This is a genomic window from Mycobacterium sp. 852013-50091_SCH5140682 (assembly GCF_001665685.1).
Classification (GTDB): Bacteria; Actinomycetota; Actinomycetes; order Mycobacteriales; family Mycobacteriaceae; genus Mycobacterium.
Genome location: NZ_LZTB01000139.1, coordinates 1 through 26933, shown reverse-complemented (window position 1 = coordinate 26933; position 26933 = coordinate 1). Strand labels below are relative to the sequence as shown.

27 protein-coding genes are annotated in these 26933 nt (G+C 65.3%); 14 read left to right on the top strand and 13 right to left on the bottom strand.

Annotated elements, in window-relative coordinates:
* Window positions 1–56 precede the first annotated feature (56 nt).
* On the bottom strand, window positions 57–239 hold the full coding sequence (locus A5784_RS38680; RefSeq protein WP_156750968.1) for a hypothetical protein: 183 nt from the start codon (window positions 237–239) through the stop codon (window positions 57–59).
* Between the two features lie 168 nt (window positions 240–407).
* Here A5784_RS38680 and A5784_RS36400 point away from each other — a divergent pair, with 168 nt between their 5' ends.
* Window positions 408–1061 carry a nitroreductase gene (locus tag A5784_RS36400; RefSeq protein WP_064949718.1) on the top strand — a complete coding sequence of 218 codons (654 nt, stop codon included), beginning with the start codon at window positions 408–410 and terminating at the stop codon, window positions 1059–1061.
* On the opposite strand, the gene A5784_RS36395 is transcribed toward A5784_RS36400, so the two are convergent.
* The 3 genes from A5784_RS36395 to A5784_RS36385 form a co-directional block, all read right to left on the bottom strand.
* Window positions 1044–2294, bottom strand: coding sequence for a cytochrome P450 (locus tag A5784_RS36395; RefSeq protein WP_064949717.1), 1251 nt, complete (start codon window positions 2292–2294; stop codon window positions 1044–1046). The genes A5784_RS36400 and A5784_RS36395 overlap by 18 nt on opposite strands.
* The gene (locus tag A5784_RS36390) at window positions 2291–3007 is read right to left on the bottom strand and encodes an acetoacetate decarboxylase family protein (RefSeq protein ID WP_064949716.1); all 717 of its coding nucleotides are present in this window, start codon (window positions 3005–3007) and stop codon (window positions 2291–2293) included. The genes A5784_RS36395 and A5784_RS36390 overlap by 4 nt, the downstream gene beginning before the upstream one ends.
* A gap of 120 nt (window positions 3008–3127) precedes the next feature.
* On the bottom strand, window positions 3128–4159 hold the full coding sequence (locus tag A5784_RS36385) for an LLM class F420-dependent oxidoreductase (RefSeq protein ID WP_064949715.1): 1032 nt from the start codon (window positions 4157–4159) through the stop codon (window positions 3128–3130).
* A gap of 57 nt (window positions 4160–4216) precedes the next feature.
* On the opposite strand from A5784_RS36385, the gene A5784_RS36380 reads away from it, so the two are divergent.
* The 5 genes from A5784_RS36380 to A5784_RS36360 are packed head-to-tail and all read left to right on the top strand — an operon-like array spanning window position 4217 to window position 8776.
* Window positions 4217–5218: a Zn-ribbon domain-containing OB-fold protein gene (locus A5784_RS36380; RefSeq protein ID WP_064949714.1), complete on the top strand. Its 1002-nt coding sequence runs from the start codon at window positions 4217–4219 to the stop codon at window positions 5216–5218.
* A 13-nt stretch (window positions 5219–5231) separates the two neighbouring features.
* Window positions 5232–6299 carry a thiolase family protein gene (locus tag A5784_RS36375; RefSeq protein WP_064949713.1) on the top strand — a complete coding sequence of 356 codons (1068 nt, stop codon included), beginning with the start codon at window positions 5232–5234 and terminating at the stop codon, window positions 6297–6299.
* The gene (locus A5784_RS36370; RefSeq protein ID WP_064949712.1) at window positions 6299–7474 is read left to right on the top strand and encodes a thiolase family protein; all 1176 of its coding nucleotides are present in this window, start codon (window positions 6299–6301) and stop codon (window positions 7472–7474) included. Before A5784_RS36375 ends, A5784_RS36370 begins: the two co-directional genes overlap by 1 nt.
* A gap of 2 nt (window positions 7475–7476) precedes the next feature.
* On the top strand, window positions 7477–8355 hold the full coding sequence (locus tag A5784_RS36365) for a TIGR03619 family F420-dependent LLM class oxidoreductase (RefSeq protein WP_064949711.1): 879 nt from the start codon (window positions 7477–7479) through the stop codon (window positions 8353–8355).
* A 1-nt stretch (window position 8356) separates the two neighbouring features.
* A complete protein-coding gene (locus A5784_RS36360) occupies window positions 8357–8776 on the top strand; it encodes a nuclear transport factor 2 family protein (RefSeq protein WP_064949710.1) in 420 nt (139 codons plus the stop codon).
* Window positions 8777–8851: 75 nt separating this feature from the next.
* Here A5784_RS36360 and A5784_RS36355 read toward each other — a convergent pair whose 3' ends face one another.
* Window positions 8852–10822 (bottom strand): hydantoinase B/oxoprolinase family protein, encoded by a 1971-nt coding sequence (locus A5784_RS36355; protein WP_064949709.1) that lies wholly within the window; start codon window positions 10820–10822, stop codon window positions 8852–8854.
* A complete protein-coding gene (locus A5784_RS36350) occupies window positions 10819–12882 on the bottom strand; it encodes a hydantoinase/oxoprolinase family protein (protein WP_064949708.1) in 2064 nt (687 codons plus the stop codon). Before A5784_RS36350 ends, A5784_RS36355 begins: the two co-directional genes overlap by 4 nt.
* A gap of 128 nt (window positions 12883–13010) precedes the next feature.
* On the opposite strand from A5784_RS36350, the gene A5784_RS36345 reads away from it, so the two are divergent.
* On the top strand, window positions 13011–14603 hold the full coding sequence (locus tag A5784_RS36345) for a PucR family transcriptional regulator (protein WP_156750969.1): 1593 nt from the start codon (window positions 13011–13013) through the stop codon (window positions 14601–14603).
* On the opposite strand, the gene A5784_RS36340 is transcribed toward A5784_RS36345, so the two are convergent.
* Entirely contained in the window at window positions 14581–15114 is a 534-nt protein-coding gene (locus A5784_RS36340; protein WP_064949706.1) for a gamma carbonic anhydrase family protein, read from the bottom strand. The two genes, A5784_RS36345 and A5784_RS36340, sit on opposite strands and share 23 nt — an antisense overlap.
* A 194-nt stretch (window positions 15115–15308) precedes the next feature.
* Between A5784_RS36340 and A5784_RS36335 the strand changes: the two genes are divergently transcribed.
* The 4 genes from A5784_RS36335 (at window position 15309) to A5784_RS36320 (ending at window position 18214) form a co-directional block, all read left to right on the top strand.
* Window positions 15309–15839 carry a hypothetical protein gene (locus tag A5784_RS36335; RefSeq protein WP_064949720.1) on the top strand — a complete coding sequence of 177 codons (531 nt, stop codon included), beginning with the start codon at window positions 15309–15311 and terminating at the stop codon, window positions 15837–15839.
* A gap of 104 nt (window positions 15840–15943) precedes the next feature.
* Entirely contained in the window at window positions 15944–17125 is a 1182-nt protein-coding gene (locus tag A5784_RS36330) for a 3-ketosteroid-9-alpha-monooxygenase, oxygenase component (RefSeq protein WP_064949705.1), read from the top strand.
* Entirely contained in the window at window positions 17122–17571 is a 450-nt protein-coding gene (locus tag A5784_RS36325; protein WP_064949704.1) for a hypothetical protein, read from the top strand. Before A5784_RS36330 ends, A5784_RS36325 begins: the two co-directional genes overlap by 4 nt.
* A gap of 4 nt (window positions 17572–17575) precedes the next feature.
* Window positions 17576–18214: a sensor domain-containing protein gene (locus tag A5784_RS36320; protein ID WP_064949703.1), complete on the top strand. Its 639-nt coding sequence runs from the start codon at window positions 17576–17578 to the stop codon at window positions 18212–18214.
* 7 nt (window positions 18215–18221) lie between these two features.
* On the opposite strand, the gene A5784_RS36315 is transcribed toward A5784_RS36320, so the two are convergent.
* Genes A5784_RS36315 through A5784_RS36305 form a run of 3 tightly spaced genes read right to left on the bottom strand, consistent with a single transcriptional unit; the run spans window position 18222 to window position 21280 of the window.
* The gene (locus tag A5784_RS36315) at window positions 18222–19370 is read right to left on the bottom strand and encodes a sulfotransferase family protein (RefSeq protein WP_064949702.1); all 1149 of its coding nucleotides are present in this window, start codon (window positions 19368–19370) and stop codon (window positions 18222–18224) included.
* On the bottom strand, window positions 19367–20149 hold the full coding sequence (locus tag A5784_RS36310; protein WP_064949701.1) for an SDR family oxidoreductase: 783 nt from the start codon (window positions 20147–20149) through the stop codon (window positions 19367–19369). Before A5784_RS36310 ends, A5784_RS36315 begins: the two co-directional genes overlap by 4 nt.
* Window positions 20150–20152: 3 nt before the next feature.
* Window positions 20153–21280: a hypothetical protein gene (locus tag A5784_RS36305; RefSeq protein WP_064949700.1), complete on the bottom strand. Its 1128-nt coding sequence runs from the start codon at window positions 21278–21280 to the stop codon at window positions 20153–20155.
* A gap of 99 nt (window positions 21281–21379) precedes the next feature.
* On the opposite strand from A5784_RS36305, the gene A5784_RS36300 reads away from it, so the two are divergent.
* Complete coding sequence (locus A5784_RS36300; protein WP_064949699.1) at window positions 21380–22279, top strand: IclR family transcriptional regulator; 900 nt, start codon at window positions 21380–21382, stop codon at window positions 22277–22279.
* Here the strand turns inward: A5784_RS36300 and A5784_RS36295 are convergent.
* Window positions 22276–24351, bottom strand: coding sequence for a RecQ family ATP-dependent DNA helicase (locus A5784_RS36295; protein ID WP_064949698.1), 2076 nt, complete (start codon window positions 24349–24351; stop codon window positions 22276–22278). The two genes, A5784_RS36300 and A5784_RS36295, sit on opposite strands and share 4 nt — an antisense overlap.
* Before the next feature lie 38 nt (window positions 24352–24389).
* Window positions 24390–25391 (bottom strand): AraC family transcriptional regulator, encoded by a 1002-nt coding sequence (locus A5784_RS36290; protein ID WP_197514994.1) that lies wholly within the window; start codon window positions 25389–25391, stop codon window positions 24390–24392.
* Here A5784_RS36290 and A5784_RS36285 point away from each other — a divergent pair.
* Window positions 25390–26262, top strand: a complete 873-nt coding sequence (locus A5784_RS36285; protein ID WP_064949719.1) for an NmrA family NAD(P)-binding protein — start codon at window positions 25390–25392, stop codon at window positions 26260–26262. The genes A5784_RS36290 and A5784_RS36285 overlap by 2 nt on opposite strands.
* On the top strand, window positions 26259–26699 hold the full coding sequence (locus tag A5784_RS36280) for a nuclear transport factor 2 family protein (RefSeq protein ID WP_064949696.1): 441 nt from the start codon (window positions 26259–26261) through the stop codon (window positions 26697–26699). Before A5784_RS36285 ends, A5784_RS36280 begins: the two co-directional genes overlap by 4 nt.
* Before the next feature lie 63 nt (window positions 26700–26762).
* On the opposite strand, the gene A5784_RS38025 is transcribed toward A5784_RS36280, so the two are convergent.
* On the bottom strand, window positions 26763–26933 hold a 171-nt coding region (locus A5784_RS38025), incomplete at its 5' end, for a 4-hydroxy-2-oxovalerate aldolase family protein (RefSeq protein WP_502687565.1).

The window sequence follows — 26933 nt, the reverse complement described above, 5'->3', positions numbered from 1 at the left end:
CCGGGGTTCGACCCGGGCCGGTTCCTCAGCCCTGCGCCTGACCGGCCCCGGTCGGCCTACCTTCCGTTCGGCGGTGGCGGCGGCGTACCCCAGAGCGGGACGGGCCCTAATTGGACGCCTGCCAGCATCGGCGCGGGCTCGGCATTGGCCACCCCAGACACACCGAGCGATCCCGCCACAAGCGCTCCGCTGATCACCACCCCGCCGATCAGCCTCTGCCGCAATTTACGTCGTGCCATATCGTGCACCTCCTCGTCATCACATTTAGACAGGCTATCTAATAGTGTCACGGCAAAGGAAGTTCGCCGACCAGAGACATAGCGAAAACTTAACCAGTACATAGCTTTTCCGGAGCACACAGAAAATGACTGCGTGGTCGCCAACCAGGGCCTATACCGTCCCGAGCTATGCATGACCTCGAGGCGGCGATCCAAGCGCGGCACTCCACCCGGCTGTTCCGACCAAACAAGCCCGTTCCTCGACACTTGGTCGACGAAGCCCTCGAGCTCGCCATCCACGCGCCCTCGAACTCCAACGTCCAGCCGTGGCAGGTTGTGTTCACGACGGGCCCCGCGCGCGACCGGCTGGTGAAGGCACTGGTGGCCGAAGCAGAGGCGACGGATCCGCAGATCCCGCCACTGCCCGCACAGTTCGAGCACTACCGGCGCGACGTCGGCACGTTGGTGTACGCCGCGATGGGCATAGCCCGCGCCGACGCGGAGGCCAGACGCCTTGCAGTACTCCGGAACTGGGAATTCTTCGGCGCCCCGCTGGCCGGCGTCGTATGCATGCACCGCGAGCTGAGCCACGCCGACAGCCTCGGCGTGGGTATGTTCCTGCAGACTTTCCTGCTGGCGCTCACCGCCCGCGGACTCGACAGCTGCGTGCAGGTATCCATCGCCGGCTACCCCGAGATCGTGCGCGAGCAACTCGGGATCAGCGACGACATGCGCATCCTGTGCGGGGTCGCGGTCGGCTACGGCGTCAAGGATTTCCCGGCGAACAACGTCCGGCCTCCCCGAAACCCGGTCAGCGACAACGTCTCATTCCTCGAAGACTGATCCGCGAGCGGTCGGCGTGAACACCACCGGCATCGCCTCAGGGCCGCTGACGAAGTTCGCCGGGCGTAGCGGCACGTCGGCTCCGTCGGCCAGCCGCAGATCGGGCAGCCGCTGCAACAGCCGCCCGACCATCAGCTTGAGCTCGAGCCGGGCCAGCTGGTTGCCGAGGCAGAAGTGCGTGCCGAAGCCGAATGCCAAATGGCTGTTGGGATTCCGGTCGATCCGGAACGTGTCGGGGTCACCGAACACGGCCTCGTCGAAGTTGGCCGACTCGAACATCAGCATGATCTTCTCGCCGGATTTGAGCTCGGCGCCGTGGAACGTCGTATCGGCGGTCAGCGTGCGGCACATGTTTTTCACCGGCGAGGTCCAGCGCAACATCTCCTCGATGGCGCCGGGGAGCTTGTCCGGGCGCGATTTTTGGTCTTCGCGCAAGCGCTCATCCGCCACCAGCGCCTCCCATTGATCGTGGTGCCGCAGCAGCTGCTCGACCCCGCCGCTCAGGGTGTGCCGGGTGGTCTCGTCACCACCGATGAGGATCAGCAGTGTCTCGAAGACGATCTCGTCGTCGCTCATCTGCTGGCCTTCGACCTCGGCGTTGACGAGGATCGAAAACAGGTCATCGGTGGGATTGGCCCGCCGCTTGATGACCTCGTTCCTGGTGAACTCGGTGTAGGCGGCGAACGTCTCCATCAGCTTTTGGATGACGGTCTGGTCGACGTGCGAGGACAGTCCGCACACCAAGTCGTCGGACCACCGCAGCAGCATGTCGCGCTCTTCGGGCAGCACGCCGAGCATGTCTCCGATGACGGCCATCGGCAGCGGCGCGGCGATGTCGCGGACGAAGTCGCACTCGCCGCGTTCGCACACGGCGTCGATCAGGGTGTCGCACAGCCGGATGATCGACGGCACCTTGTCCATCACGCGTTTGCGGGTGAACCCGGCGTTGACCAGCTTGCGCCGCAACAGGTGTGCGGGATCGTCCATGTCGATCATGTACGGCATACCGGGCTGGTCGGGCCGGATACCGCCTGCGCTGGAGAAGAGTTCGGGATTGCGTTCGGCGTCGAGGACCGCCTGATAGGTGGCGGCCGCGGCCTGGCCGTTGCGATCGCGGAACACCGGTTCGTTGGCCCGCATCCAGCGGTAGGCCTCACGGGCTCCGCCGTCGGAGTAGAACCTCCCGTCGGCCAGATCGACGTCGGGCTTGGTGCTGGGAAGGGTCTGGGTCATGAGATCTCCTTGGCGTCGCCGAACGTCATCTCCACGTTCTGCACTGAGCTCGATATGAGGACGCGTTTGGGCAAGCCAAGTGCCGCAAGTTCTTTGGCGTACGGGTGATCGCCGAGCCACAGCCGGACCCCGCCCGGCCGATAGCGCACGCCGGAAAGCCGCATCTCCCCCGCGGTTTCCCGCGTGACACCGTTGAGGTGCGAGAAGGTCGGGTGGACCTGCGGTTTGGAGGTGAATCTGGCAGGCACCGGTATACCCGGTCGGAATTCCATCCCGACCGCGAGCTGCCCATCGATGGTCACGTCGAACCCGAACTGCCGACCGTCACGAACAGTGAAGTCCGCCATGACTTTTGGGTATCCCCAGATCGACCGACCGGCCTCCAGCGTGAATTCTTGGTCGACGGGCAGATGGTGGATGAACGCCCCGGCGGACTGAAGGGCGCGCACGCCTGCCGCGGTCGAACCGGGCGGGTTGACCATGACGTTGGTGCCGTATTCCAGGTACTGGCCCAGGTCACCGTCGAGGTAGCGCATCAGCATCAGGACGACGACTGCGCGGCCCGGCCGGTAGCGGCAGACCTGCAGGCCGCTGTAGTCGATCATCCGCTGCGCAGCGTCGGCATCCACCGAGAACATCGCCATGTGTTGATCTGCGGTGCGGATCCGTACGGGCATGGTCACGACGGACCCGGCAATGGTGTGCTCGGTCACACCCCAAATCTAGAACGCGTTCTAAACACTTTGCAAGAAGTGTCTACCGTTTCCTGCGAGCAAACGCAGACTCGCATATTTCCTGCCCAAAACGTGCGAGTCTGCGTCTGCTCGCGAAGCTCAAATGAGCGTGGCGAGCTCCTGGATCTGCTCGGCACTACGGCCACTCACCACCATGGTGGTGACGCCCGCGGCCTCCCAGACCTTGATCTGCTCCCGCACGTAGTCCTTGTCGCCGACGATGGCCGCGTCGTCGACCACCTCGTCGGGGATGACCTTGGCCGCCTCATCCTTGCGGTCACTGCGGAAGAGCGCCGTCACCTCGTCGACCACGTCGCCATAGCCCATGCGGCGGTACACCTCGGCGTGAAAGTTGGTGTCCTCCGACCCCATTCCGCCCATGTACAGCGCGAGGTACGGCTTCATCGCCGCGAACGCCGCGGGGCGGTCCTCGGTGATCACGATGTTGGCCGTCGCGCAAATCTCGAAGTCCTCGCGGGATCGACGGGCCCCCGGTTTCGCGAATCCCTCGTCGAGCCAGGCGTTGTAGGTGTCGGCCATGCGCGGCGTGTAGAAGATGGGCAGCCAGCCGTCGCAGACCTCGGCGGCCAGTGCGACGTTCTTCGGACCTTCGGCACCCAACATGATCGGGATGTCGGCACGCAACGGATGGGTGATGGGCTTGAGCGGCTTGCCCAACCCCGTCGTCCCCTCGCCTGTGACCGGCAGCGGGTAGTGGGGTCCCGCGCTGGTCACCGGGGCCTCCCGGGCCCACACCTGGCGGATGATGTCGATGTATTCGCGGGTGCGGGCCAACGGCTTGGGGAACTTCTGGCCGTACCAGCCCTCGACCACCTGCGGTCCGGACACCCCGAGCCCGAGGATGTGCCTGCCGCCCGAGAGGTGGTCCAGGGTCAGCGACGCCATCGCGCACGCCGTCGGGCTGCGGGCAGAGAGCTGCACCACCGATGTGCCCAGCCGGAGCCGGGTGGTTTCGCGCCCCCACCAGGCCAGCGGCGTGAACGCGTCCGAACCCCACGCCTCGGCTGTGAACACGGTGTCGAACCCGGCTTCCTCGGCGGCAGCCACCAGTTCCGCATGGTTGGTGGGCGGCTGCGCGCCCCAATATCCGAGCTGAAGACCGAGCTTCATTAGTTTGCCTTTCGACCCGTCCTTGCCACGATTCTTAGAACCTGTTCTACTCGATGTGTGACAGCCAGCCAAAGCCGCCCGGCCTCGATAGATCATCACGAGCCGCCACTTTCTGCGCCACTGAAACTGTCGTTTGACTACACCCGTTCAGTGGGCCCGGTGCTCGGTCAGTTCTTCACTGCCCTGCGTGATCGCCGCGTCGTCGGCGTACGCGGGTCGGACGGGCGTGTGCATGTGCCACCCGCCGAGTATGACCCGGTCACCTACGAGGCCCTGACCGAGGTGGTACCGGTTTCCAGCGTCGGCACCGTGGTGTCCTGGACCTGGCAGCCCGAGCCGCTGGAGGGCCAGCCGCTGGACCGGCCGTTCGCGTGGGCCTTGATCAAACTCGACGGCGCCGACACCCCACTGCTGCATGCGGTCGACGCCGCCGCGGGCGAGATCAGCACCGGCGCCCGGGTCCATGTGCACTGGGTCGACGAACCCGTCGGCGCGATCACCGATATCGCGTACTTCGCGCTCGGGGACACCGCTGAAAACACCGCAGACGTGTCCGCATCGAGTTCTGACGACCGCGATCCGATCACCATGCTCGTGGTGCCGACGTCCATCGAGATCCAGCATTCCGCGTCGTACCCGGAGAGTGCGTACCTGCGGGCACTGCAGGAGGGCACGCTGCTGGGTGCGCGCACGGGCGTGAACGGCAAGGTGTATTTCCCTGCGCGCGAGGCTGATCCGGCCACCGGCCAGCAGCTGACCGAATATGTCGAGCTGTCCGACAAGGGGACGGTCACGACGTTCGCGATCATCAACATCCCCTTCGCCGGTCAGCGCATCAAACCGCCGTATGTGGCGGCATACGTGCTGCTCGACGGCGCTGACATCCCGTTCCTGCACCTGGTGACCGAGATCCCCGCCGACGAGGTCCGCATGGGCATGCGGGTCGAGGCCGTATGGCGCCCCCGGGAGGAATGGGGCTTGGGCATCGACAACATCTCCCATTTCCGGCCGACGGGCGAGCCCGACGCCGACTACGACAGCTACAAGCACCACCTGTAAAGGGAAACCCCACATGACTCTTCGTGATGTCGCTGTCGTCGGTTTCGCGCATGCCCCGCATGTGCGCCGCACCGACGGCACCACCAACGGCGTCGAGATGCTGATGCCGTGTTTCGCCCAGCTGTACGCCGAACTGGGCCTGCAGCAGACCGATATCGGCTTCTGGTGCTCGGGCTCTTCGGATTACCTGGCCGGGCGGGCATTCTCGTTCATCTCCGCGATCGACTCGATCGGCGCAGTACCGCCGATCAACGAGTCCCACGTCGAGATGGACGCGGCGTGGGCCCTGTACGAGGCCTACATCAAGATCCTCACCGGCGAGGTCGACACCGCGCTGGTCTACGGCTTCGGCAAGTCCTCGGCCGGCGTGCTGCGCCGCGTGCTGTCGCTGCAGACCGACCCATACACCGTCGCGCCACTGTGGCCGGACTCGGTGTCGATGGCCGGACTGCAGGCCCGGTTCGGCCTGGACGCCGGCAAGTGGACCGCCGAGCAGATGGCCCAGGTGGCGCTGGATTCGTATGCCGCGGGTGGTCGCACCGACCGTGAGCAGGTCACCGGCAGCATCAGCGAATTGCTGGACCGCCCGTTCTTCGCCGACCCGCTGCGCCGCCACGACATCGCCCCGATCACCGACGGTGCGGCAGCGATCGTGCTGGCAGCCGGAGACCGGGCTCGCGAGCTTCGCGAAAACCCGGCCTGGATCACCGGATTCGAGCACCGCATCGAGACCCCGGTGCTCGGCGCGCGCGATCTGACCGTGTCGACCTCCACTGCCGCGTCGGCCCAGGCCGCCACCGGCGGAGATGTGAGCTCGATCGAGGTGGCCGAGATCTACGCGCCGTTCACCCACCAGCAGCTGATCCTCACCGAGGCGATCGGGCTGGGCGCGTCGACCAACGTCAATCCGTCGGGTGGCGCGCTTGCGGCCAACCCGATGTTCTCGGCCGGTCTGGAGCGCATCGGCTTCGCCGCACAGCACATCTTCGATGGGTCCGCGGGCCGCGTGCTCGCGCACGCGACGAGTGGCCCTGCACTGCAACAGAATCTGGTCGCCGTGCTGGAAGGGAAGAGCAACTGATGGCCAACAAGGCAGCCGTTCTCGGCACCGGGCAGACCAAATATGTGGCCAAACGGCACGATGTCTCGATGAACGGCCTGGTGCGCGAGGCCATAGATAAAGCCCTCGCCGACTCGGGTTCCACAATGGCCGATATCGATGCCGTCGTGGTCGGCAAAGCACCGGACTTCTTCGAGGGCGTCATGATGCCCGAACTGTTCATGGCCGACGCGACCGGCGCGACCAACAAGCCACTGATCCGTGTGCACACCGCAGGGTCGGTGGGCGGATCGACGGCCGTCGTCGCCGCGAGCCTGGTGAAATCCGGCAAGTACCGCCGTGTGCTCACCATGGCGTGGGAGAAGCAGTCCGAGTCGAATGCCATGTGGGCGTTGAGTATCCCGGTGCCGTTCACCAAGCCGGTCGGCGCCGGTGCAGGCGGATACTTCGCACCGCACGTACGCGCCTACATCCGGCGCTCGGGCGCACCGGATCACATCGGCGCGATGGTCGCGGTAAAGGACCGCCTCAACGGCGCCAAGAACCCGTTGGCCCACCTGCATCAGCCCGACATCACACTGGAGAAGGTGATGTCGTCCCAGATGCTCTGGGACCCGATCCGTTTCGACGAGACCTGCCCGTCCTCCGACGGTGCGGCCGCGATGGTCATCGGTGATGAGGAGACGGCCGACGCCCGAGTTGCCAACGGACACCCGGTCGCCTGGATCCACGCCACCGCGCTGCGCACCGAACCGCTGGCCTACTCGGGCCGCGACCAGGTCAACCCGCAGGCCGGCCGGGACGCCGCGGCCGCGCTGTGGCGCGACGCCGGCATCACCAGCCCGATCGACGAGATCGACGTCGCCGAGGTATATGTGCCGTTCTCCTGGTTCGAGCCGATGTGGTTGGAGAACTTGGGCTTTGCCGCGGAGGGCGAGGGCTGGAAGCTCACCGAGGCCGGCGAAACCGCCATCGGCGGCAAGATCCCGTTCAACGCTTCCGGCGGCGTGCTGAGCTCCAATCCGATCGGCGCGTCCGGCATGATTCGGTTCGCCGAGTCGGCGATTCAGGTCATGGGCAAGGCAGGCGAACATCAGGTCGAGGGTGCCCGCAAGGCTCTCGGTCACGCGTATGGCGGTGGCTCGCAGTACTACTCGATGTGGGTGGTCGGTAGCGACAAGCCGGTGGACAAGTGATGATGAAGTACACGCTGAGCGTGGCCATGGGTCCGCTGGAACATCTGACCGGGTTGGCCCGTACCGCAGAGGAAGTCGGGTTCGATGCCATCGCCCTGCCCGATTCGTTGTTCTATATGGAGAAGCAGGCTGCCGATTACCCGTACACGCCCGACGGGTCGCGGATGTGGAATGCCGAGACCCCGTGGGTGGATCCGCTGATCGCGGCCGCGTCGATGGGTGCGGCGACCTCGACGCTGCGGTTCTACACCAATGTCATGAAACTCGGCTCGCGTAATCCGCTGTTGCTGGCGCGGCAGGTCGGCTCGGTGGCCAACCTCACCAACAACCGCTTCGGGTTCGGTGTCGGGATCGGCTGGGCGCCGGAGGAATTCGAATGGTGCGGGGTGCCGTTCGCCAAACGCGGTGCCCGTGTCGACGAGATGATCGAGGTGCTCAAGCTGGTGCTCGGCGGCGGCATGGTCGAGTTCCACGGCGAGTTCTACGATTTCGAGCGCCTGCAGATGAGTCCCGCGCCGTCGCAGCCCGTCCCGTTCTACGTCGGCGGGCACACGCCGGTCGCACTCAAGCGGGCCGCCCGGGTGGGTGACGGGTGGACGAGCGCGATGATGACGTGTGCCCAACTGGCCGAGACGGTTCAGGCGCTCAACAAGCTGCGGGCCGAATACGGCCGCGCCGACGAGCCTTTCGAGTACCAGGCGGTGTGCATCGACAAATTCGACCTCGACGGGCATCGCGAGCTCGCCGCGGCAGGCATCACCGACAACATCGTCATCCCGTGGCTGCTGGAGGGCCTGGGCTTCGACGCTCCGCTGGACAAGAAGCAGGACTCACTCAAGCGGTTCGCCGACACCTACATTCACTCCGGCTGGCAGGACTGACATGGCAGTGAGCGATCCGAACCATCCGGCACATCTGGCGGGCAAGCGATCCCGGGATGCGGTGGCCGCCCGGGACAAGCAGGCCTGGTTGGACAACTTCGCCGACGACGCGATCGTGCAGGATCCGATCGGACCGTCGTTCTTCGACCCGGAAGGCATGGGCCATCGCGGCAAGGAGGCCATCGCGGCCTTCTGGGACAAGGCGATTGCCCCCACCGACAACCTCGAGTTCAAGTTCCTTGACACGTACCAGTGCGGCAGTGAAGAGGCCAACGTCGGCAGCATCGTCACCACCATGGGTGGGCACCGCATCACCACTCCCGGCGTCTTCACCTACCGGGCCAACGAAGCGGGACAGTTGGTGGCGCTGCGCGCCTACTGGGAAGTGGACCGCGCGACCGCCGAGAAGATCGAGAGCTAGAGCTCGGCAAGGCAATGGCGGCAGGACTCCGGGCACGGCGATGATGCCGTACCCGGGTCCAACCGCGACGCGTCGTCATTCCCAGTGCGAGGTGGCCCGCACCTGAAGCAGGTCGCGGAATTGTTTGGTGGTGTTCGGGAGCAGTTCGCCGGTCCCCCAGTCGACCACGACTCCGTAGCGGCGCAACAGATCGAAGGTATCGAGCTCACCGTCACGGAATCGAGCAGCGACCTCAGCGGGGTCGACGTTGAGCCACTGCTTGCGGGCTGCCCGGATTTCGGCGCGCAGCGCATCGGTTGCGGTGCGGTCGATCTCGTACTGGTCGATCTCAGGGTCGATCGGCGTGATCACCACACCGTAGTCGCGCGCGCCGCCCGCTATGGTCACATAGCCGTCGATCACGTCCTCCAGGACAGCCTCCGGAGCGCGGTCGAGGGGATCGCCGAGTCCGCCGCCGCCTGCCGACGGCCGCTCGAAGGTGTCGCCGGCCTGCACCACAACACCGGAGAACACCGATCCCAGAAACGCTTCTTCTGCCGTGCCGCGGTTGAGCCACACGCCGTGAGGAATCGAGGGGAGCCCGCCGTCGATGCCCCAGGTAACCGACCTGGATCGGTCGCAGCAATAGGACATCACGGTGTTCTCGCAGTCGGTCAGGATGCCGCCTTTGGTCACGCCGCAGCCTCCACGGTACAAACCCGGCCCGCCGGAGTCGGGGATGATCGCGTGCTTGGTCGTCAGCACCGGAGTCAGGCGTTCTTGACCCTCGCACGGCTGGACGGCCAGTCCGACACCGAATACCGGCGCCGTGGCAGTGGAACCGTCCTTGGTGCTGCGTCCTCCCCACCCGCCGGCCATCCAGTCGTACCACATGAAGAACGGACGTTCGTCGGCTCGGGCGTCGCGGCCGCCGACGAGAAGGTACTCAAGGTTGAATGAACATGCGATGGCCCGCTCGGGCGTGATCGCCGACCATAGTTCGAAGATGGCGTTCATGATTTTTTCGTAAGGGCCAGAACAGAATCCGGTCACCGCGATCGGCCAGCCCGCGTTGACCACAGTGCCTTCGGGCCCGATGTCGGTATTGATGGCGGCGTATAAGCCGGAGTTCAGCGGAACGTCGGGAAAAAACGTCTTTGTGCCCGCGACAATTCCGGAGAAGGCCGTGCCGTACCCGCAGTTGAGGAAGCTCGCTACCGCGGGGGCGCTGCCGGAAAGGTCGTAACTGAGCTGATCTCCCTCGATGGTCATTTTCACTCGGATCGGCACCATCCCTTCCGGTTTCGAAGGATCCGAGTCGAGGTAGTCCTCGGTCACCCACTCGCCGTCGGGCAGTTCTGCGACGCGCTGGCGGACGATGCGCTCCACGTAGTCCTGCACCTCGGCCATGGCTTCGACGACGGTGTCGCGGCCGTACTTGGTGACCAGTCGTTGAATCTCGCGCTCGCACACGCCAGTTGCCTCGGCCTGGGCGTGCAGGTCGCCCAAGCTGATCTCCGGGGCCCGGGTGTTGGCCACCAGCAGTTTGGCGACATCTGCGAGAAAACGGCCTTCGTGCCAGATACGGACGGGCGTGATCCGCAACCCCTCGGCGAAATGTTCAGTGGCGGTGACGTCGAAAGATCCAGGGACGCTGCCGCCGATATCGGCCCAATGTCCCTTGTTCTGGGCGAATCCGATCAGCTGGGCATCGGCGAAGATCGGCCGGATGAAGCTGACGTCATTGAGGTGGGTGCCACCGCGGTAGGGGTCGTTGATGCAGAAGACGTCACCGGGATTGATGTCGTCGCCGAACTCTTCGAGCACGGCTTTGCATTGGAAGTGCAGCGTTCCGACGTGCACCGCAATGTCTTGGCTGCCCTGCATGACCGTCTTGCCCTGTGCATCGCACAACGCCGAGGAGAAGTCTCGGCTGTAGATGACGAACGAGTAGCAGGTGCGCAGAATCTGCTCACTCATCAGGTCGACGGACGTCACGAACGCGTTCTTGAGGACCTCGAACGTGACCGGATCGAGGCGGCGGCGGGTAGTGCTTGCGGCGTTCACTGCTGCTCCTGGTGAATATGGATTCGAATATTGCCCCACTCGTCGACGACGGCGGTGGTCGACGGCGGTATGACAGTGGTCGAGTCGAGCTGGTCGATGATGGCGGGCCCGTCGATCGAGTTTCCGGCGATGAGTTCGTCGCGGTCGAAGACCGGCGTCGGCACGCGCCCACCGACTTCGTCAAAGTAGACCTGACGAATTGTGAGTGGCGACGGCGTGGGTGCGTCCGACGCGTTCTGTTGGGGGAAGCGCGGTTTCGGAGTCTCGCCGATGGCGCGAACGCCGATTTGGTAGATCTCGACGTCAACGTGTTCGCGGCGGAACGAGTAGTCGCGTTCGTGTTCTTCGTGGAAGAGTTCGACCGCACGGTCCAAGAACCCGTCCTGGTTGTCGGCGGCGACGCTCAGCGACCGCCATTGTCCCGCGTAGCGCATGCTGATCGAGCGGTCGATACGCATGCGATCCTCTTCGACCCCCTCGTGCCGGAGCCGCGCGAGGCCCTCCTTTTCCAGCTGTGCGAATTCGGATTCGAGCTCTGCCGGGTTGACGTCGGAAGCGATGCGCTGGAACATCGCAGACAAGTCGTGCCGAATGTCGACGAGCAAACATCCTTGCGCCGAGGTGATTCCAGGGTGAGCCGGCACCACGACCGTGGGGATCGACAGCTCCTTGGCCAGGGCGGCGCCGTGGAGTGCGCCGGCCCCACCACAAACCACCAGGACGAAGTCCCTCGGGTCGTACCCACGGCGGATGGACAACAATCGGACTGCGTCGGCCATATTGGCATTGGCGACCTGGATGACGTTCGACGCAGCGGTATCGACATCGAGGTCGAGGCGCTCAGCGATGCCGGTGCGCACGGCTTCCCGCGCCGCATCGACGTCGAGCGTCAGTTCGCCGCCGATCAGCGACTCGCCCAGTCGGCCGAGCACCAGGTTGGCGTCGGTGTTGGTCGGTTCGGTACCGCCGCGTTGGTAGCAGGCCGGACCGGGTGCCGCACCTGCGGATTGGGGTCCGTTACGCAGGGAGCCGGCCTCATCGATCCAGGCGAGCGAGCCGCCGCCCGCACCGATGGTGAGAACCTCGATGCTGGGGAAACAGATCGGGAAGCCATACTCGACCTGCCACCGCTTGGTGGTGCGGATCTCACCGTCGTAGACCAGAGAGATATCCGAACTCGTCCCGCCCATGTCGAGGCCGATCGCATTGGGGTACCCGCACCGGGAAGCGATGTCGGCCACCGCGATCGCGCCCGCGGCGATACCCGAGGCGGCCAACCGCACCGGGTAGCGGTCGACCATGGCCGGCGTCATCGATCCACCGCCGGAGTGCAACAGCAACAGGTCACCGTCGTAACCGTCGGCGCGCAGAGACCCTTCGAGTCGTTTCACATAACCGCTCACCAGCGGGGCGAGCACCGCATTGGCCACTGTCGTGGACGCGCGGTCGTATTCGAAGATCTCCGGCAGGATCTCACTTGACGTCGACACCGTGACGCCGGGGATCTCGTCGAGCAGAATGTCGCGCATTCTTCGTTCGTGGGTGTCATTGACGTAGGAGTTCATGAAGCAAACAGCCACGGTCAGTACACCTTTGCGCCGCAGGATGCGTGCGACGTCTCGTGCCTTGTCCTCGTCGAGGGGAGTGATTATCGAGCCGACATAATCGATTCGCTCAGGCACCTCGTACCGGTTTCGCCGCTTGATGTACGGCGCGCCGACGTCGACGTAGGCATCCCAGAGTTCATCTTTCGTGCCGTCGCGGATCTCCAGGATGTCGCGGAACCCCTCGCTGCACACCATCGCGGCAGCCGGAAATCGGCGCGTGATCAACGCATTGGTCGCGACCGTCGTGCCGTGCGAGAACAGGGTCACCGCTGAGAGATCGACACCGGCTGATCGCACACCGGCAACGACCGCCTCCATCGGGTCGTGCGGAGTGGACGGCACCTTGGCAACGCGGGTGCTCTGGTCACGCTCGTCGAAGATGCACACATCGGTAAACGTCCCACCCACGTCGACAGCAACACGAAGGGTCTTCGTGGCTGTGTTCTGCTTCATTGCAAGCCTCCTCTTGTGAAGTGTGGTCAAGTATTGAGCTGCACGAATCCTGGGCCAATTGGAGAAAGTGACTGTTGGCTACAATCAGGTTGGAGTTTTTAACTGTCCAGATGAGGCGGCTGCAACCCGTGCAAAACGACGATTTCCGCCTTGTTGATCTGCTGTTGGATCAGTCGCTCGGCCTTGCCCTGGTGAGCGACTGCAATCCGCACGTACCGCTGTCGGGCGCACATGCGATCGAGATCGCCCATCCGTCGGAGTGGCTGCAGCCGGGAACAGTGATGCTGACGACGGGGTCGCTCTACGGCGATGCCGCCAGGAGCGGACAATCAGCGCAGGCGTACCGCGGCCTCGTGCGCGAGCTGGTGTCGGCCGGCGTCGCCGCCCTCGGGTACGGCCTCGGGGTTGTCACCGATGAAGTGCCTCGCGCACTGGTGGACGAGGCGAACCGTCATCACTTCGCGGTGTTCACCGTGCCGCGCGAAGTCGCCTTCATGACGGTGATCGATCGTGTTGCGGAACAGACCCATTCGGTTGAGTCGCATTCCTTGCGGCGTGCGTTGCAGATGCAGGATCAGCTACTCGACGCGCTGGGCGCCGCTGATCCCGAGCAGGAGCTGATATCCCGCCTGGCCGCGATATTGCGTTGCAGCGTACTGCTGTACAACGAGCTGGGTGACGTCGTCGCGGCCGCCGGCAAGGCGCCGTCGCATCTGATGCGGTCCCAACTGCGTGGCCGCAGCGGCCATCTACGGTTCAGCGTCGGTAAGTGGTCGGTGACAGCCGACCCGATTGAGCCTGGCGGAGAACCACACTGGCTTGTGGTCGCCTCGACCCGTCACGAAGTTCCCGACGCTCTCGCCCGATCGACTCTCCAGGTCTCCGTGCGCCTGCTCAACGCGATCGAGCGGTCGCGCTACCGGGCGGCGGTAGAGAACCGTGCACGCCAGGCAGCGTTTGTGCGCGAGCTGGTTGCCGGTGAGATCATCGATCAATTCAGCGCTGAAGGACATCTGGAGTCGTTGAGGTTCGGGCACCGACCCCAATTGCGGGTGTTCGCAATGTCTCCCACGGATGGTTACGACGCCGGACGCTGGGTAACGCGAGCCGCGACCGCGCTTGACGCCCTGGAGACTGATGCGCTCGATCTCGCGAGATTGATGCGCCTGCCCGTGATGTTCGCGCAGCTCGCCGATCAGCTGATCGGCGTACTCGCGGCCGACGTCCCCGCCGTCAACGGCTGGATCACCAACCAGCCCGAAGGTGCCGTCTGCGGCTTCTCCGAACCGTTCCAGGATGTGCGCACCGGTCCGGAACGTTTGAGAAACGCACAGCGGGCGCTGCGGGCCGCGCAAACGCGGAACCTCCGCTACACCAAGTTCGAGGACGTGGGCATCGCAGATTGGCTCTTGACCGGACAACACCGGGAGACCACCGCGGCCAAAGCCACCGAACAGCTCGCCGTGCTCGGGCAGCACGCTGGCTACCTCGAGTTCATCCGCACGTTCTTCGCCCATGACCTCGATGTCGTAGCAACAGCGAAGGCGCTCAACGTACATCCGAACACCGTGCGGCACAGAGTGAAACGCGTCGAGTCGATGTTCGGTGAGTCGCTGCGGTCACCGACGCTGATCACCGCAATCCACCTGAGCCTCGAGGTACTCGCACTCGAGGGCGACCTTTCCGCGATCGGCGAAACTAACCCTCCGATATCTCCGTGAGCCCGGTCAGGTACCGCTGGGCCAATTCCTGGTAGGCCTGCGGGTTGGTGTTGACCCACATCTCGGCCCCGGTGCCGCCGATCGGTCCCCTGATCTTCGCGGGCGCACCGGTGACCAGCACCTCGTCGGGAATCTTGGTGCCGCCCACCACCAATGAGTGGGCGGCGATCAAGCTGCGTCGCCCGATCACGGCGCCGTCGAGCACCGTCGAGTGGTTGGCGATCAGTGCCTCGGCACCGACATGTGCGCCATGCACGACGCACATGTGCGCCACCGTCGCGCCCGGCCCGATGTCCACCGGGATACCGGGCGGAGCGTGCAGAACCGAGCCGTCCTGCACGTTGGCGCCCACTCGGATCACGATGGGCGCGTAGTCGCCCCGCAGGACCACGTTGAACCACACCGACGCACCGGCCTCGACCGTGACATCACCGATCAACGTCGCGGTCGGCGCCACGAACGCAGTCGGATCCACTCTGGGCGCGCGACCCTCAAATGAGTACAGGGGCATCGTTCACATATACCGCAGGCCAGCTCCGCGGGCCCGGCACTCGCCCATCGCGACGCGTACTGTGAACAGTAATTATGCCGTTCCCGACGTCATCGCCGTTGAAACTCGTGCTCACTGCAGGTCTCGCCACGATCGTCGCCACGACAGCGGCGAGCTGCTCCGCAACCGATCCAGGCTCCGCCGCGCGATGGGGTATGACGCCCACCACAGCGTCCAGCGCGCCACCCGCAGCCGCCCCGCCTGCCGGCGGTGCCACCAAGCCCGGCAGCCTCGACTACAGCCGTCTGATGCTGACCGCCACCGACATCAGCATTCCGCCGGACACGTTCACGGTCAGATCGTCGAACACCAACCCCAACGGCATGTCCGGCGCCAGCGCGTTCTTCGTGAACACCGACGACACCAAGGCCATCGCGGACACGATCCTGATCTATCCCGACGCCGCCACCGCCACGGCCACGCTGCGTCAGGCGTCGACCGCCGTGAGCACCATTGTCACCGGTGGTACCCCGCAGCCGTTTCCGGTCGGCACGGACGGCACCATCGTCGCCGGCGTCTCCCCCGATGGCGCCAAAGCAGTGACGCTTCTCATGTTCACCGAGGGGCGTGCGCTGGTGCGGCTCGAGTTCGACAGCGCCCCTGGTCAACCGGCCACACCGGAGGTCGTGACCAGCGTGGGAAGGATGCAGGAGATCGCGCTGCGGGTGGGTGTGCCCGCCACGTGAGGCGGCCGAGGGCGCGGTATGCCGCAGGTCACGTACCCCTCATTGCCAGACGCGGAGGCAAAACTGTAACGTGTTCTAGTTAGAGAGCGAAGACTGGAGGCGTCATGGCTACGGACACTGCCGGTGGGCAGGAGCGCAGCGACCGGGGAACCGGTGTTGCCATTCGAGAGATCGACACCGGCGCGTTGCCCGATCGGTACGCGCGGGGCTGGCACTGCCTCGGACCGGTGAAGGACTTCCTGGACGGCGAGCCGCACTCCATCGAGGCGTTCGGGACCAAGCTGGTGGTCTTCGCCGATTCGCAGGGGGACCTCAAGATTCTCGACGGCTACTGCCGTCACATGGGCGGGGACCTGTCCCAGGGCACCATCAAGGGCGACACCATCGCCTGCCCGTTCCACGACTGGCGCTGGGGCGGCGACGGCAAGTGCAAGCTGGTCCCCTACGCCAAGCGCACCCCCCGCCTGGCCCGTACCCGCGCCTGGCATACCGATGTCCGCGGTGGCCTCTTGTTCGTGTGGCACGACCACGAGGGCAACCCGCCGCAGGAAGAGGTTCGGATCCCCGAGATCCCCGAGTTCGCCAGCGACGACTGGACCGATTGGCGGTGGAACACGATGCTCATCGAGGGCAGCAACTGCCGCGAGATCATCGACAACGTCACCGACATGGCGCACTTCTTCTACATCCACTTCGGCTTGCCGACGTACTTCAAGAACGTGTTCGAGGGCCACATCGCATCGCAGTACCTGCACAACGTGGGCCGCCCCGACATCGGGGGGATGGGCACCGCCTACGGTGAGGCGCACCTGGATTCGGAGGCGTCGTACTTCGGGCCGTCGTTCATGATCAACTGGCTGCACAACAACTACGGCGGCTACAAGGCCGAGTCCATTCTGATCAACTGCCATTACCCGGTCAGCCAGGATGCGTTCGTGCTGCAATGGGGTGTGATCGTCGAAAAGCCCAAGGGCATGGACGACGCCACCACCGAGAAGCTGGCCGCGGCGATGACCGACGGTGTCAGCAAGGGCTTCATGCAGGACGTCGAGATCTGGAAACACAAGACCCGCATCGACAATCCGCTGCTGGTCGAGGAAGACGGCGCGGTGTATCAGATGCGCCGCTGGTACCAGCAGTTCTACGTCGACGTCGCCGACATCACGCCGGACATGACCGACCGGTTCGAACTGGAGATCGACACCACCGCGGCCAACGAGAAATGGCACATCGAGGTGGAGGAGAACCTCCGGCAGCAAGAGGCGGAGCAGGCGTCGACGCCATGAGGCCCGAGGTTGACGAGCTGGCCCGCTCGATGCTGCTGCTGCACGGGGTGCACGATGACGACGACACGCACCCCGCCAGCAGTGCCAGCAAGCCCGGAACATGGTCCAAGGCACCGGATTTCGCGTCCGATCCGCAACGAGCGGCCGCAGTCCGGGAGGCCACCGAGCGGGACCGGCAACGGTACCTCACCGCGGGCCTGGCCTCGGTGGACTGCCGGTTCTGCCACGTCACGGTCCAGGTCAAGAAGCTGGGTCCGGAACACACGTCAGTGCAGTGGAGTTCGGAGGCGACGCAACGTTGCGCCGTGTTCGCCGAACTGCGGGAATCCGGAGGCGATCCGGCACGGGCACGCTCCTGCCCGCGGCTGACGGATAGCATCAGGCATGCTGTCGCCGAGGGTTGCCTGGAGGAGTTCTCCTCTGCGCCCTCGCCTGGCGACGGCTGAGGCCATGCCCCGACGAGGGGCCGTTCTGGTCCTCGTCCTGGTCCTCGCGCTCGCCGGTTGCACCCGGGTGCTCGACACGCCACACCCGCAGGCAGAGCAATCGGTGGCACCGATCCCGGCGGGTCAGGTGCACGATCTGTTGAGTCCGCACGTCCAGGATCAGGACGGCAACCTGTTCGTCACCGTGTCACCCGACAGGTGCAGTGGGGTGGCCAGAGAAGTCGATCCCCCGTTCATCGCCGGACGTCACCCGGCGGCTACCGACGGTGGACACTGGGCCGACGAGGGTCGGGTGTATATCGAAGAGATGGTCGCGGTCTATCAGCGCGACTTCGATCCGAAGGCGGCGCTCGCCGACGCCCGCAACACCATCAATTCGTGCCGCGACGTCACGTTCACCGTCACCACGATGCGCGGCCAGCACTACACGTTCACTCTTCTGCCCCAGTCGAACTCGGGATCCCCGGACATCGCGCTGTGGTCCTACCGCGGCCGCGACTGGGCCTGCGACAGCGCGTTCGTCGCAGCCCACAACGCCGCCATCGAGATCTCGACGTGCGGCGCTGTGGGAGGCTATGACGTGCAGTCACTCGCCCGCGAGGCGCTCAAGCGGATCAACACACTCGCGAACACCACGGTGTGAGGGCAGCTCACAGCCCGGCGAAGCGCTCCTTGACCTGCTGGGTGGTCAACCCGTAGTCGGCCAGATCATAGGTGTGCTTGGGCGCGCGGGGCCCCTTCTTGCTGGCCTCGTTCACCGCGGTGACTGCAGCGCGGGCCGCATCGGTGTAGGGCAGGCCGAAATGCTGGTACACGTTCTCCACGGTCGCGCTCGGATCGGCGATGAACTCGAAGTAGTCGACATCGTAAAACTGGGCCGAATCATGCTTGGCACGTTCGGCATTGAACAATTCAAGACCACGCGACCAGGTCTCGAGCGCGTCCGCGCCGATCTGCGCTCCGATGAAACTGTTCGACCAACCCTCGGTGGTGTGCTGGGACAACGAGCACATCGAGGCCATGATGGTCTCGGCCGGCCGGTGGCACTGGATCACCAGCGCGTCGGGGTACGTCGCGAACACCGCGTCCAGCGCGAACAGATGGCTGGGATTCTTGAGCACCCAACGCTTTTCCGGATCGTTGAGCCCGATCAGCTGCAGGTTGCGGCGGTGGCGCTGATACGACCGGGTCCAATCCTGCCCGGCGAGCCAATGGGCGTAAGTGGGCAGGTGCGCGAGCGTCTCATACGACACCGAGTGCAGCGACTGGCGCAGCAACTGCCAGCACTCCTCCACTTCGTCGGCGGTCATGAAGTGCAGCCCGGTGTAATCCGGGTTCTCCTCGTGATGCTGGTCGAAGCGGGCAGCCAGTTGCTGGTAAACCGGGTTCTCCGGCCAGGTTTCGCGCGGCGGCCGGGGCTGCGGGAATTCCGCGAGCCACATCTCCAAACCCTGATGGGCGGGGTCGGCGGTCAACAACCGGTGCAGCACCGTGGTGCCCGTGCGCGGCAGTCCCGTGACGAAGATCGGCCGCTCGATCGCCACCTCGGCGTGCTGGGGGTACTGCTTCCAGGACGATTCACTCAGCAGCCGCGCAATCAGGGCGTTGCGCAGGAAGAACCGGGACATCTTGCTGCCGAGCTCGGTGAGATCGGCATCGCGCTGATACGACTCGAGCAGTACGCCGAGGGCTTCGCGGTAGTTGTCGTCGTCAGCCCCGAAATCGTCGAGTCCCGTGGCCTTGGTCGCTGACGCGTGTAGATCGTCGACGGTGCCGACGTCGGTCCGCACGCTGCTCATGCCTTGTACTCCCCGCAGTTCACATCGAGGGCCTGGCCGGTGATGCCGCTCGCCATGTCGCTGGCCATGAACAGGATGGCCGAGGCGACCTCGTCCTCGGTCGGCAGCCGCTTGAGATCCGATGCGGCGGCCGTGGCCTTGTAGATCTCGTCGACCGTGGTGCCGTACTTGCCGGCCTGGTGGGCAAAGTAGCTCTCCAGAGTGCCACCCCAGATATAGCCGGGCAGAACGGAATTGACTCGGATGCCCTGGTCCCCCAGCTCGGTGGCCAGCGTCTGCGACATCGCGAGCAGCGCGGACTTGGCCATTTTGTAGGCGCCGTACTTGGCCTGCGAGTGCCGCACCACCATGGAGTTGACGTTGACGACCGCGCCCTTCGACTCGGCCAGCGCCGGGGTGAAGGCCTGGATCAGTCGCAGCGCCCCGAACACCGTGAGCTCGATGGCCTCGCGCATGTGCTCGAAAGTGGTGTTGGCGAACGGCTTCATCGACGGTACCCGAAACGCGTTGTTGATCAACACGTCAACCTTGCCGTAGGCCTCGGTCGCCGCTGAGACGAGGTTGTTGACCTGATCGTCGTCGGTGATGTCGGTGCCGACCGCGATGGCGCGCCGACCCAGGTCGGCGACCTGCTTGGCGACGTCGTCGAGGCGTTCGACGGTACGGGCCGCCAGCACCAGGTCGGCCCCCGCCTCGGCGCACCGGCGCGCCAGCGTGGTGCCCAGAGCCGGGCCGACGCCACTGATGACGACCACCTTGTTTTCGAGAAGTTCGGACATCTGCTACCCCAGCATCCTGTTGGCGATTTGCTTCTGGCGCAGGGCGATTCGCTGCCGCCAGTCTTCGTGCGAGATCTTGTTGTTCTCGTAGTACGGCAAGGCCGCCTCGACCTTGGCGAGGTCGACCAATTCCACTGTCGGGCCGTCGGCCTCGGTCAGCTCCCGTGACACGCGCTGCCAACGGAACTGCAGGAATCCCTTGGCGTGGCCCAGGGTCTCCACCCAGTTGGTGACGCCGGGGTTCTCATCGGAGACGACGATGCGGATCTTGCCGTCCGGATCCGCTTGGGCCTGAGTGCCGTTGAGCGATGTCTGATGATTGATGTAGTCCAGCGAGATGTACCAGAGGCTGCCCAGCTGGAATCCGAGATAGGGCGCGTCGGTGACGGGCAGCGTGATGACCAGCGCCTGATCCGGCTTGAGGTCGTAGTGCCCGGCCGACGAGTACTGGGTGGCCAGGCCACCGGGGGTGAGCCGCGGTGCCACCATGGTGTTGACGGGGATGTTCATGTAAAACCACTGCGGGAACTGCAGCCAGGTCTTGATCCGCTGCACCAGCTGCTTGCCCGCGGTGGCATAACGCTTTTCGATCAGCTCCCGGGTCAGTGCGGGCGGTGCGGTGCCTGCCGTGTCGGTGCGGGCGATCGCCAGGGTGCCACGAGTAGCCGACCAGTCGTTGTAGACCTCGCGGATCACCAACTGGGCCGGGCCTTTCGGCGTCACCCGCCATTCGAAGGTGCCGTCCTCGGCGATGTCGAGGGCACGGTCGTCAAACGCCGTCTCACTGTCGGGCACGTTTGAGTCGGTGTATTCACCGCCGAGCATCTGGAAGCTGAGATCCGTTGTGGTGCCGCGCGTTCCGGTCACAACGTACTCACGACCCGCCTGCACCCGGGTACCGAAGTACAGGGTGTCCGGGTTGTCCAGGCCCATCTTGTTGAACGGGCCGGTGCCCGATTGCAAGAACGGGTGGTCGCGGTCGTAGTCGAACGCCATGTGCGTACAGGCCGAGATGCCGCCCGCGAGGTATTGCAGACCCTCGAGCAGATCGGCCTCGGATTCGATGTGCGGCGCCTCGCGGACCAGGCGCTCGGCCTCCGCGATGGCGTCGACAAGTGGTTGGGCGTACATCCGTCCCCGTCCTCGCGGTCCAATATTGGACCGCAGTGGTAGAGTTTCCGACCTGAGGTTAAAACGTGTTCTAGTTCGAGTCAATGTCGGAGGTGCCGGGTGACGGTTGCGGAATCGGCCGGCCGTGCGTCGCCGCCCACGGCGCGGGTGGTGGCCATCCTGAATTTCCTGTCCGCGCATCCGCACGAGCACTTCGGCCTGTCCGAGTTGGCTCGCCGGATCGGGTTGAGCAAGCCCACCTGCCTGGGCATCCTCAGCACCCTGGCCGAGGCCGGCTACGTGATCCGCGACGCCCAGGAGAAGACCTATCGGCTTGGGCCCGCGCTCATTTCACTGGGCCACACCGCACAGGAATCGATGCGCATCAGCCCCGGCGCGCGCGACGAACTACGGCGGCTCTCCGAGACCTTCAACGCCACCGCGGCCCTCTCAGGCGTGGTGGACGACCGCATCACCCTGCTGGAACTCGTGGCACCACCCGGCACCCCCATCACGGTGCAAATCGGGCAGAGCTACCCGTTCGCGCCGCCCGTCGGGTTGATGTTCGTGCTGTGGGACGACCGAGCCGTCAAGAACTGGCTCGCCAAAGAACCGACCATCCCGCTGCGTACCGACACCAAGCGTCTCGACCGCGTCATCGCCGAATGCCGCGCGTCGGGGTACCTGGTGGAACGTCTCACCCCCGGCGGTCGACGCCTCTACGCACTGATGGCGGGCATGTCGAGCACGCTGCCCGACGAGCTGCGCGCACTGCTCGGCGAGCTGATCTCCGATATCGGCGAACGCGTGTATCTCCCGAGCGAATCTGGTGCCGAAGCCCACAACATCAGCGTCATCGCCGCGCCGGTCTTCGACCATCATCAGCGCCAGGTGATGGTGGTCTCGCTACAGATCGGCCGGGCCTTGTCCGACGCGGAGATCACTCGACACGCCCGCGGGCTGTGTGCCGCCGCCGACGTGCTGACGGCCCAGTTGGGCGGCTCGAAGCCGACGCGCTAACTCGTGGCGGCCAACACGAACGGCAGCACCTCGGGCGCACCGGCGTCGCGCAGCACGCGCGCCGCCATCGTCAGGGTCCATCCCGTATCGGTCATGTCATCGACCAGCAGGACCGGCCCGTCGCAGCCGATGGCAGGCGTCTCCCAAGCGCCGTTCAACGCCGCGACCCGGTAGGCCGAATTCGCGGCGGTCACCGGCCGGCGGTCGAGTGCATAGCGCAGCGTGCCCAGATCGGTCAGCCGGCCCAGCTGAGCCAGCCGCTGCACGGTCGAGCGGATCAGCACGGGATGGCTTTCCGAATCCAGACCCATGACGGCAACAGGCCGGCGCTCCCAGTTCCAGGCCTTAAGCACCGCGACCGCCGCCTGCACAACCTCGTCGGGCACGTCCTGATCCGGTTCGGCCAGCAGCTTGCGCAACCGCGCGCCCCAGCCCAGATCGGTGAGGCGGCCGATGGCACGCCCCTGCGCGGCGCCGTCGTTGATCCGCCCCGACAACGCGACACCAAGGGACGCCAGGCCCGACGGCCACTGCTTGCGCGGTGCCACCGCGACCCCGGGACGCCGCAGCCGCTCCCGCGTGGCGGTCAGAGTGGCCTCGTCGACGGCAGTCTCGTACCGGGTTCCGGTGCAGTTGTCGCAGCGGCCGCACCGCTGCCCGGGCTGCAGTTCGGGATCGTCGAGCTGCCCACGCAGAAACGCCATGCGGCAGCCGTCGGTGTCCAGGTAGTCGAGCATGGCCTGCTGCTCACGCCGGCGCGCCTCGTCGAGCGCGCGATAGCGCTCCTCGTCGTAGCTCCACGGCTCACCGGTGGCGATCCACCCGCCCTTGACGCGGCACACCGCGCCGTCCACGTCGAGCACCTTGAGCACCATCTCCAAGCGTGACCGGTTGAGATCCACCAGGGTTTCCAGTGCGGGAGCCGACTGTGGCCGTTCGGGGTCGAGTGCACGAATCACATTGCGCACCATGGCTTCCGACGGGAACGCCACCGACGCGAAGTACCGCCACACGTCCTGATCCTCCACGCCCGGCAGCAGGATGACCTCAGCGCTGGCGGTGGCACGACCCGCGCGGCCCACCTGCTGGTAGTAGGCGATCGGCGAGGACGGCGCACCCAGATGCACGACGAAACCCAGGTCGGGCTTGTCGAACCCCATCCCGAGCGCCGAGGTCGCCACCAGCGCTTTCACCTGGTTGTCCAGCAGGTCGGCCTCCAACTGCTCCCGCTCGGCAGGATCGGTGGACCCGGTGTAGGCGGCCACCTTGTGACCCTGCTCGGACAGCAGGGCAGCCACATCGTGGGCCTGGGCCACGGTCAGGGTGTAGATGATGCCCGACCCCGGCAGCGAATCTAGTTGTGCGGCAATCCAGGCCGCACGCTGTGCGGGATTGCCCGCCTTGACCACCGCCAACCGCAGCGACTCGCGGTCCAGCCCGCCGCGCAGCACCAGCGTGTCACGACCGCCGACGCCCAGTTGGGCTGCGACGTCGTTGACCACCCTGTCGTTTGCGGTCGCGGTGGTCGCCAGCACGGGGATGTCGGCGCCGAGCTCGGCGATCAGTGTGCGGATGCGTCGATAGTCGGGACGGAAGTCGTGTCCCCAGTCGGACACGCAGTGCGCCTCGTCGACCACCACCAGACCGGCGTCGGCCGCGAGCGCGGGCAGCACGTTGTCGCGAAAATCGGGATTGTTCAACCGTTCCGGGCTCACCAGCAACACATCGAGCTCACCGGCCGCGACCCGTTGATGAATCGCGTCCCATTCGGTGACGTTGCCGGAGTTTATGGTCGCGGCGGCCACCCCCGCCCGCTCGGCCGCGGCGACCTGGTTGCGCATCAGCGCCAGCAGCGGCGACACGATCACCGTGGGACCGTGCCCGCTGCTGCGCAGCAGCTTAGCCGCGATGAAGTACACCGCCGACTTGCCCCACCCGGTGCGCTGGACCACCAACGCCTGGCGGCGCTGCACCACGAGCGCCTCGATGGCCGTCCACTGGTCGTCACGCAACCGCGCCGCGGGCCCGGCCAGTTGCTCGAGAATGGTTTGGGCCTGTTCGCGGGTTGCCATGGCTCCATACTGCCGGGGCGCACTGACAGGGGCGAAGATCAGTGGTCGACCGACACTGTCTGACTACCAGCCTGAGCGGTCTGCCAGCGCCGCGGCGGCTGACCGTGATGGCGCTGAAACGCTGTAGCGAAGGCGTATACCGAGCCATACCCGATCTGAGCGGCGATCTCGTCCAGCGTCGCTTCCGATGTGAGAAGAAGGTCCCGGGCCAACGTCATCCGCCAGTCCGTCAGATATTTCATCGGCGAATGGCCGATCACCTGCTGGAACGTGCGCGCGAAGGTGGCCCGGGACATATGGCCGAGCTTCGCCAATTCGTCCACAGTCCAGGGTTTTTCGGGTTCGGCATGGATCACCTGGAGAATCGGCGCCAGGCGCGGGTCCGATGCGCCGCGAAACCACGCGGGCGGGGTTGCACTGCGACTCAGTCCCGCGCGAAGTCCGAATACGACCAGAACGTCGAGCAGCCTGTCGAGGACGGTCTGGCGTCCGGGGTTCTCGTGCTGCATCTCTCGTGACAGCAGGGCCACCACGGTATGGATCGGATCGTCGACGTTGGCCGGTAGCGGCAGTATCGGTGGCAGCGCGTCAACCAGCCCCTGTCCGATGTCCCCGGCGAAACGGTAAGCGCCGCAGAGAAATACCGATGCCCTGTCAGAGAGCGCACTTTCTTCGGCAACGGGCAGTGATCGGAAGTCGTCAGGTAAGGCGCAGAGGGCGCCGGGCTCATGGGCGATGCAGTGGTCGGGCCCACCCCGGACAAGGGCGAGGTCGCCTGGCCGCAACTGGACCGGTTCGCCGACCCCGTCGACCCACAACCAGGCGGTGCCCTGGATGACGGCATGGACGGCAAGTTGGATGGCACCCGGGAGTCTCAGTCCCCACGGCGGAACCGCCGCAGACCGCGCAAACACACCACCAGCAGCACGGGCACGAACCAGATGTTCTTGGAGCAAGTCCACGCAATGAGCGTCTCGCACAAACAAATGAGCGTCAAGACCATTGAGGAGCTCATTCAGCGAGATAAGTATGGAAGCCATGAACAACCCACACCGGCCCACATTGGTTCTCGGCGCTACCGGGAAGACCGGCTCACGGGTCGCCGCAAAGCTCGCACAGCGGGGCACAGCTGTGCGCACCGCCTCGCGCCACGGCAGCGACATCGCATTCGACTGGGATGACACAACAACATTCGCGCCCGCACTTGCCGACGTCGGCGCCGTATACCTGGTCGCGCCCGTCATGCGGATGGACTACGCCGGCATCGTGTCCGACTTCCTCGACCACACTGAGCAAGCCGGAGTAGATCACGTCACCTATCTCAGTGCGTACGCCATGGAACTGGCCCCTGCGGACCTTCCGGTTCGCGCCGTAGAACTGGACCTGCTGTCTCGGTCGGCGCTGACCACGTCGATCATCAGGCCCGCATGGTTCATGCAGAACTTCAGCGAGAGCTTCCTGATTCCCGTCGACGACACGATCGCCGTGCCGAACGGCCAGGGAGCTGAGGCGTACGTCCACACCGACGATATCGCCTCAGTCGCGGCAGCGACGCTGTCCGACCCCTCCGCACATGCCGGCGCCGCCTATGCACCGACAGGACCAGAAGCATTGACGGTGTCACAAGCAGCACAAGAAATCTCGGCGGTTACTGGCCGCGCGATCACCTACCGCCCCATCGCCCAGGACAGCTGGATCGACGCCATGATCGCTGCAGGCGTCCCGCGGGACTACACAACGATGTTGCGCCAACTGACCTCAACCATCGCCGATGGCAACGGCTCACGCCCCAATAACGACGTACTGGCCGTCACCGGGCGGCCACCGATCAGCTTCGCCGAATTCGCCACAGAAGCGGCACCAATATGGAAGCAATCCACACCGACCACACAAGCGAGGAGTGCACGATGAAGACACCGATCGAGAAGCTTGACGATTTCACCGCGCTCGATCCGTTCTTTCGGATCATCGAGCAAGGGCTCGACGGCCTTGTCGAACCGGGCCATTTCTTCGACCTCATGACAGAGGACGTCGTCACCGAGTACGTGATCACGGTGCCGGGGTACCCGCCGCGAGTCGAAGGGCGGCAGGCGCTCGCCGAGCTCTACCGTCCCTATGGGGCCGCGATGCAGCTCGACCGCTGTTTTGATCTGTCCGTGTACCACGATCCACACCGGAGCGTCGCAATCCTGGAGTACGCGTCGGAAGGGCACACGGTCGACGGAAACCGGCCGTACGCGAACAGGTTCATCTCGGTGATCACGATTCGCGACCGCGAGGTCGCGCATTGGCGCGACTATCTCAACCCCGTCTCGGTGTTCGACGCGCTGGGCTGGCCGGATCGCTGACACAGAGCCTGCGCTGGGCCTTCCGAAAACGGAAGGCCCAGCGTGACAAACCTTCTTGCGGGGTCAGGCCTTGGCCTTCTCGGCTTCCTGTTCGCGTTTGATTTCCAGCGCGATGTCGATCAGCTGGTCTTCCTGGCCGCCGATGAGTTTGCGTTGCCCGGCCCGGTGCAGCAGCTGGTGCGCGGGCACCCCGTAGCGCTCGGACTGACGGATGGCGTGCTTGAGGAAACTCGA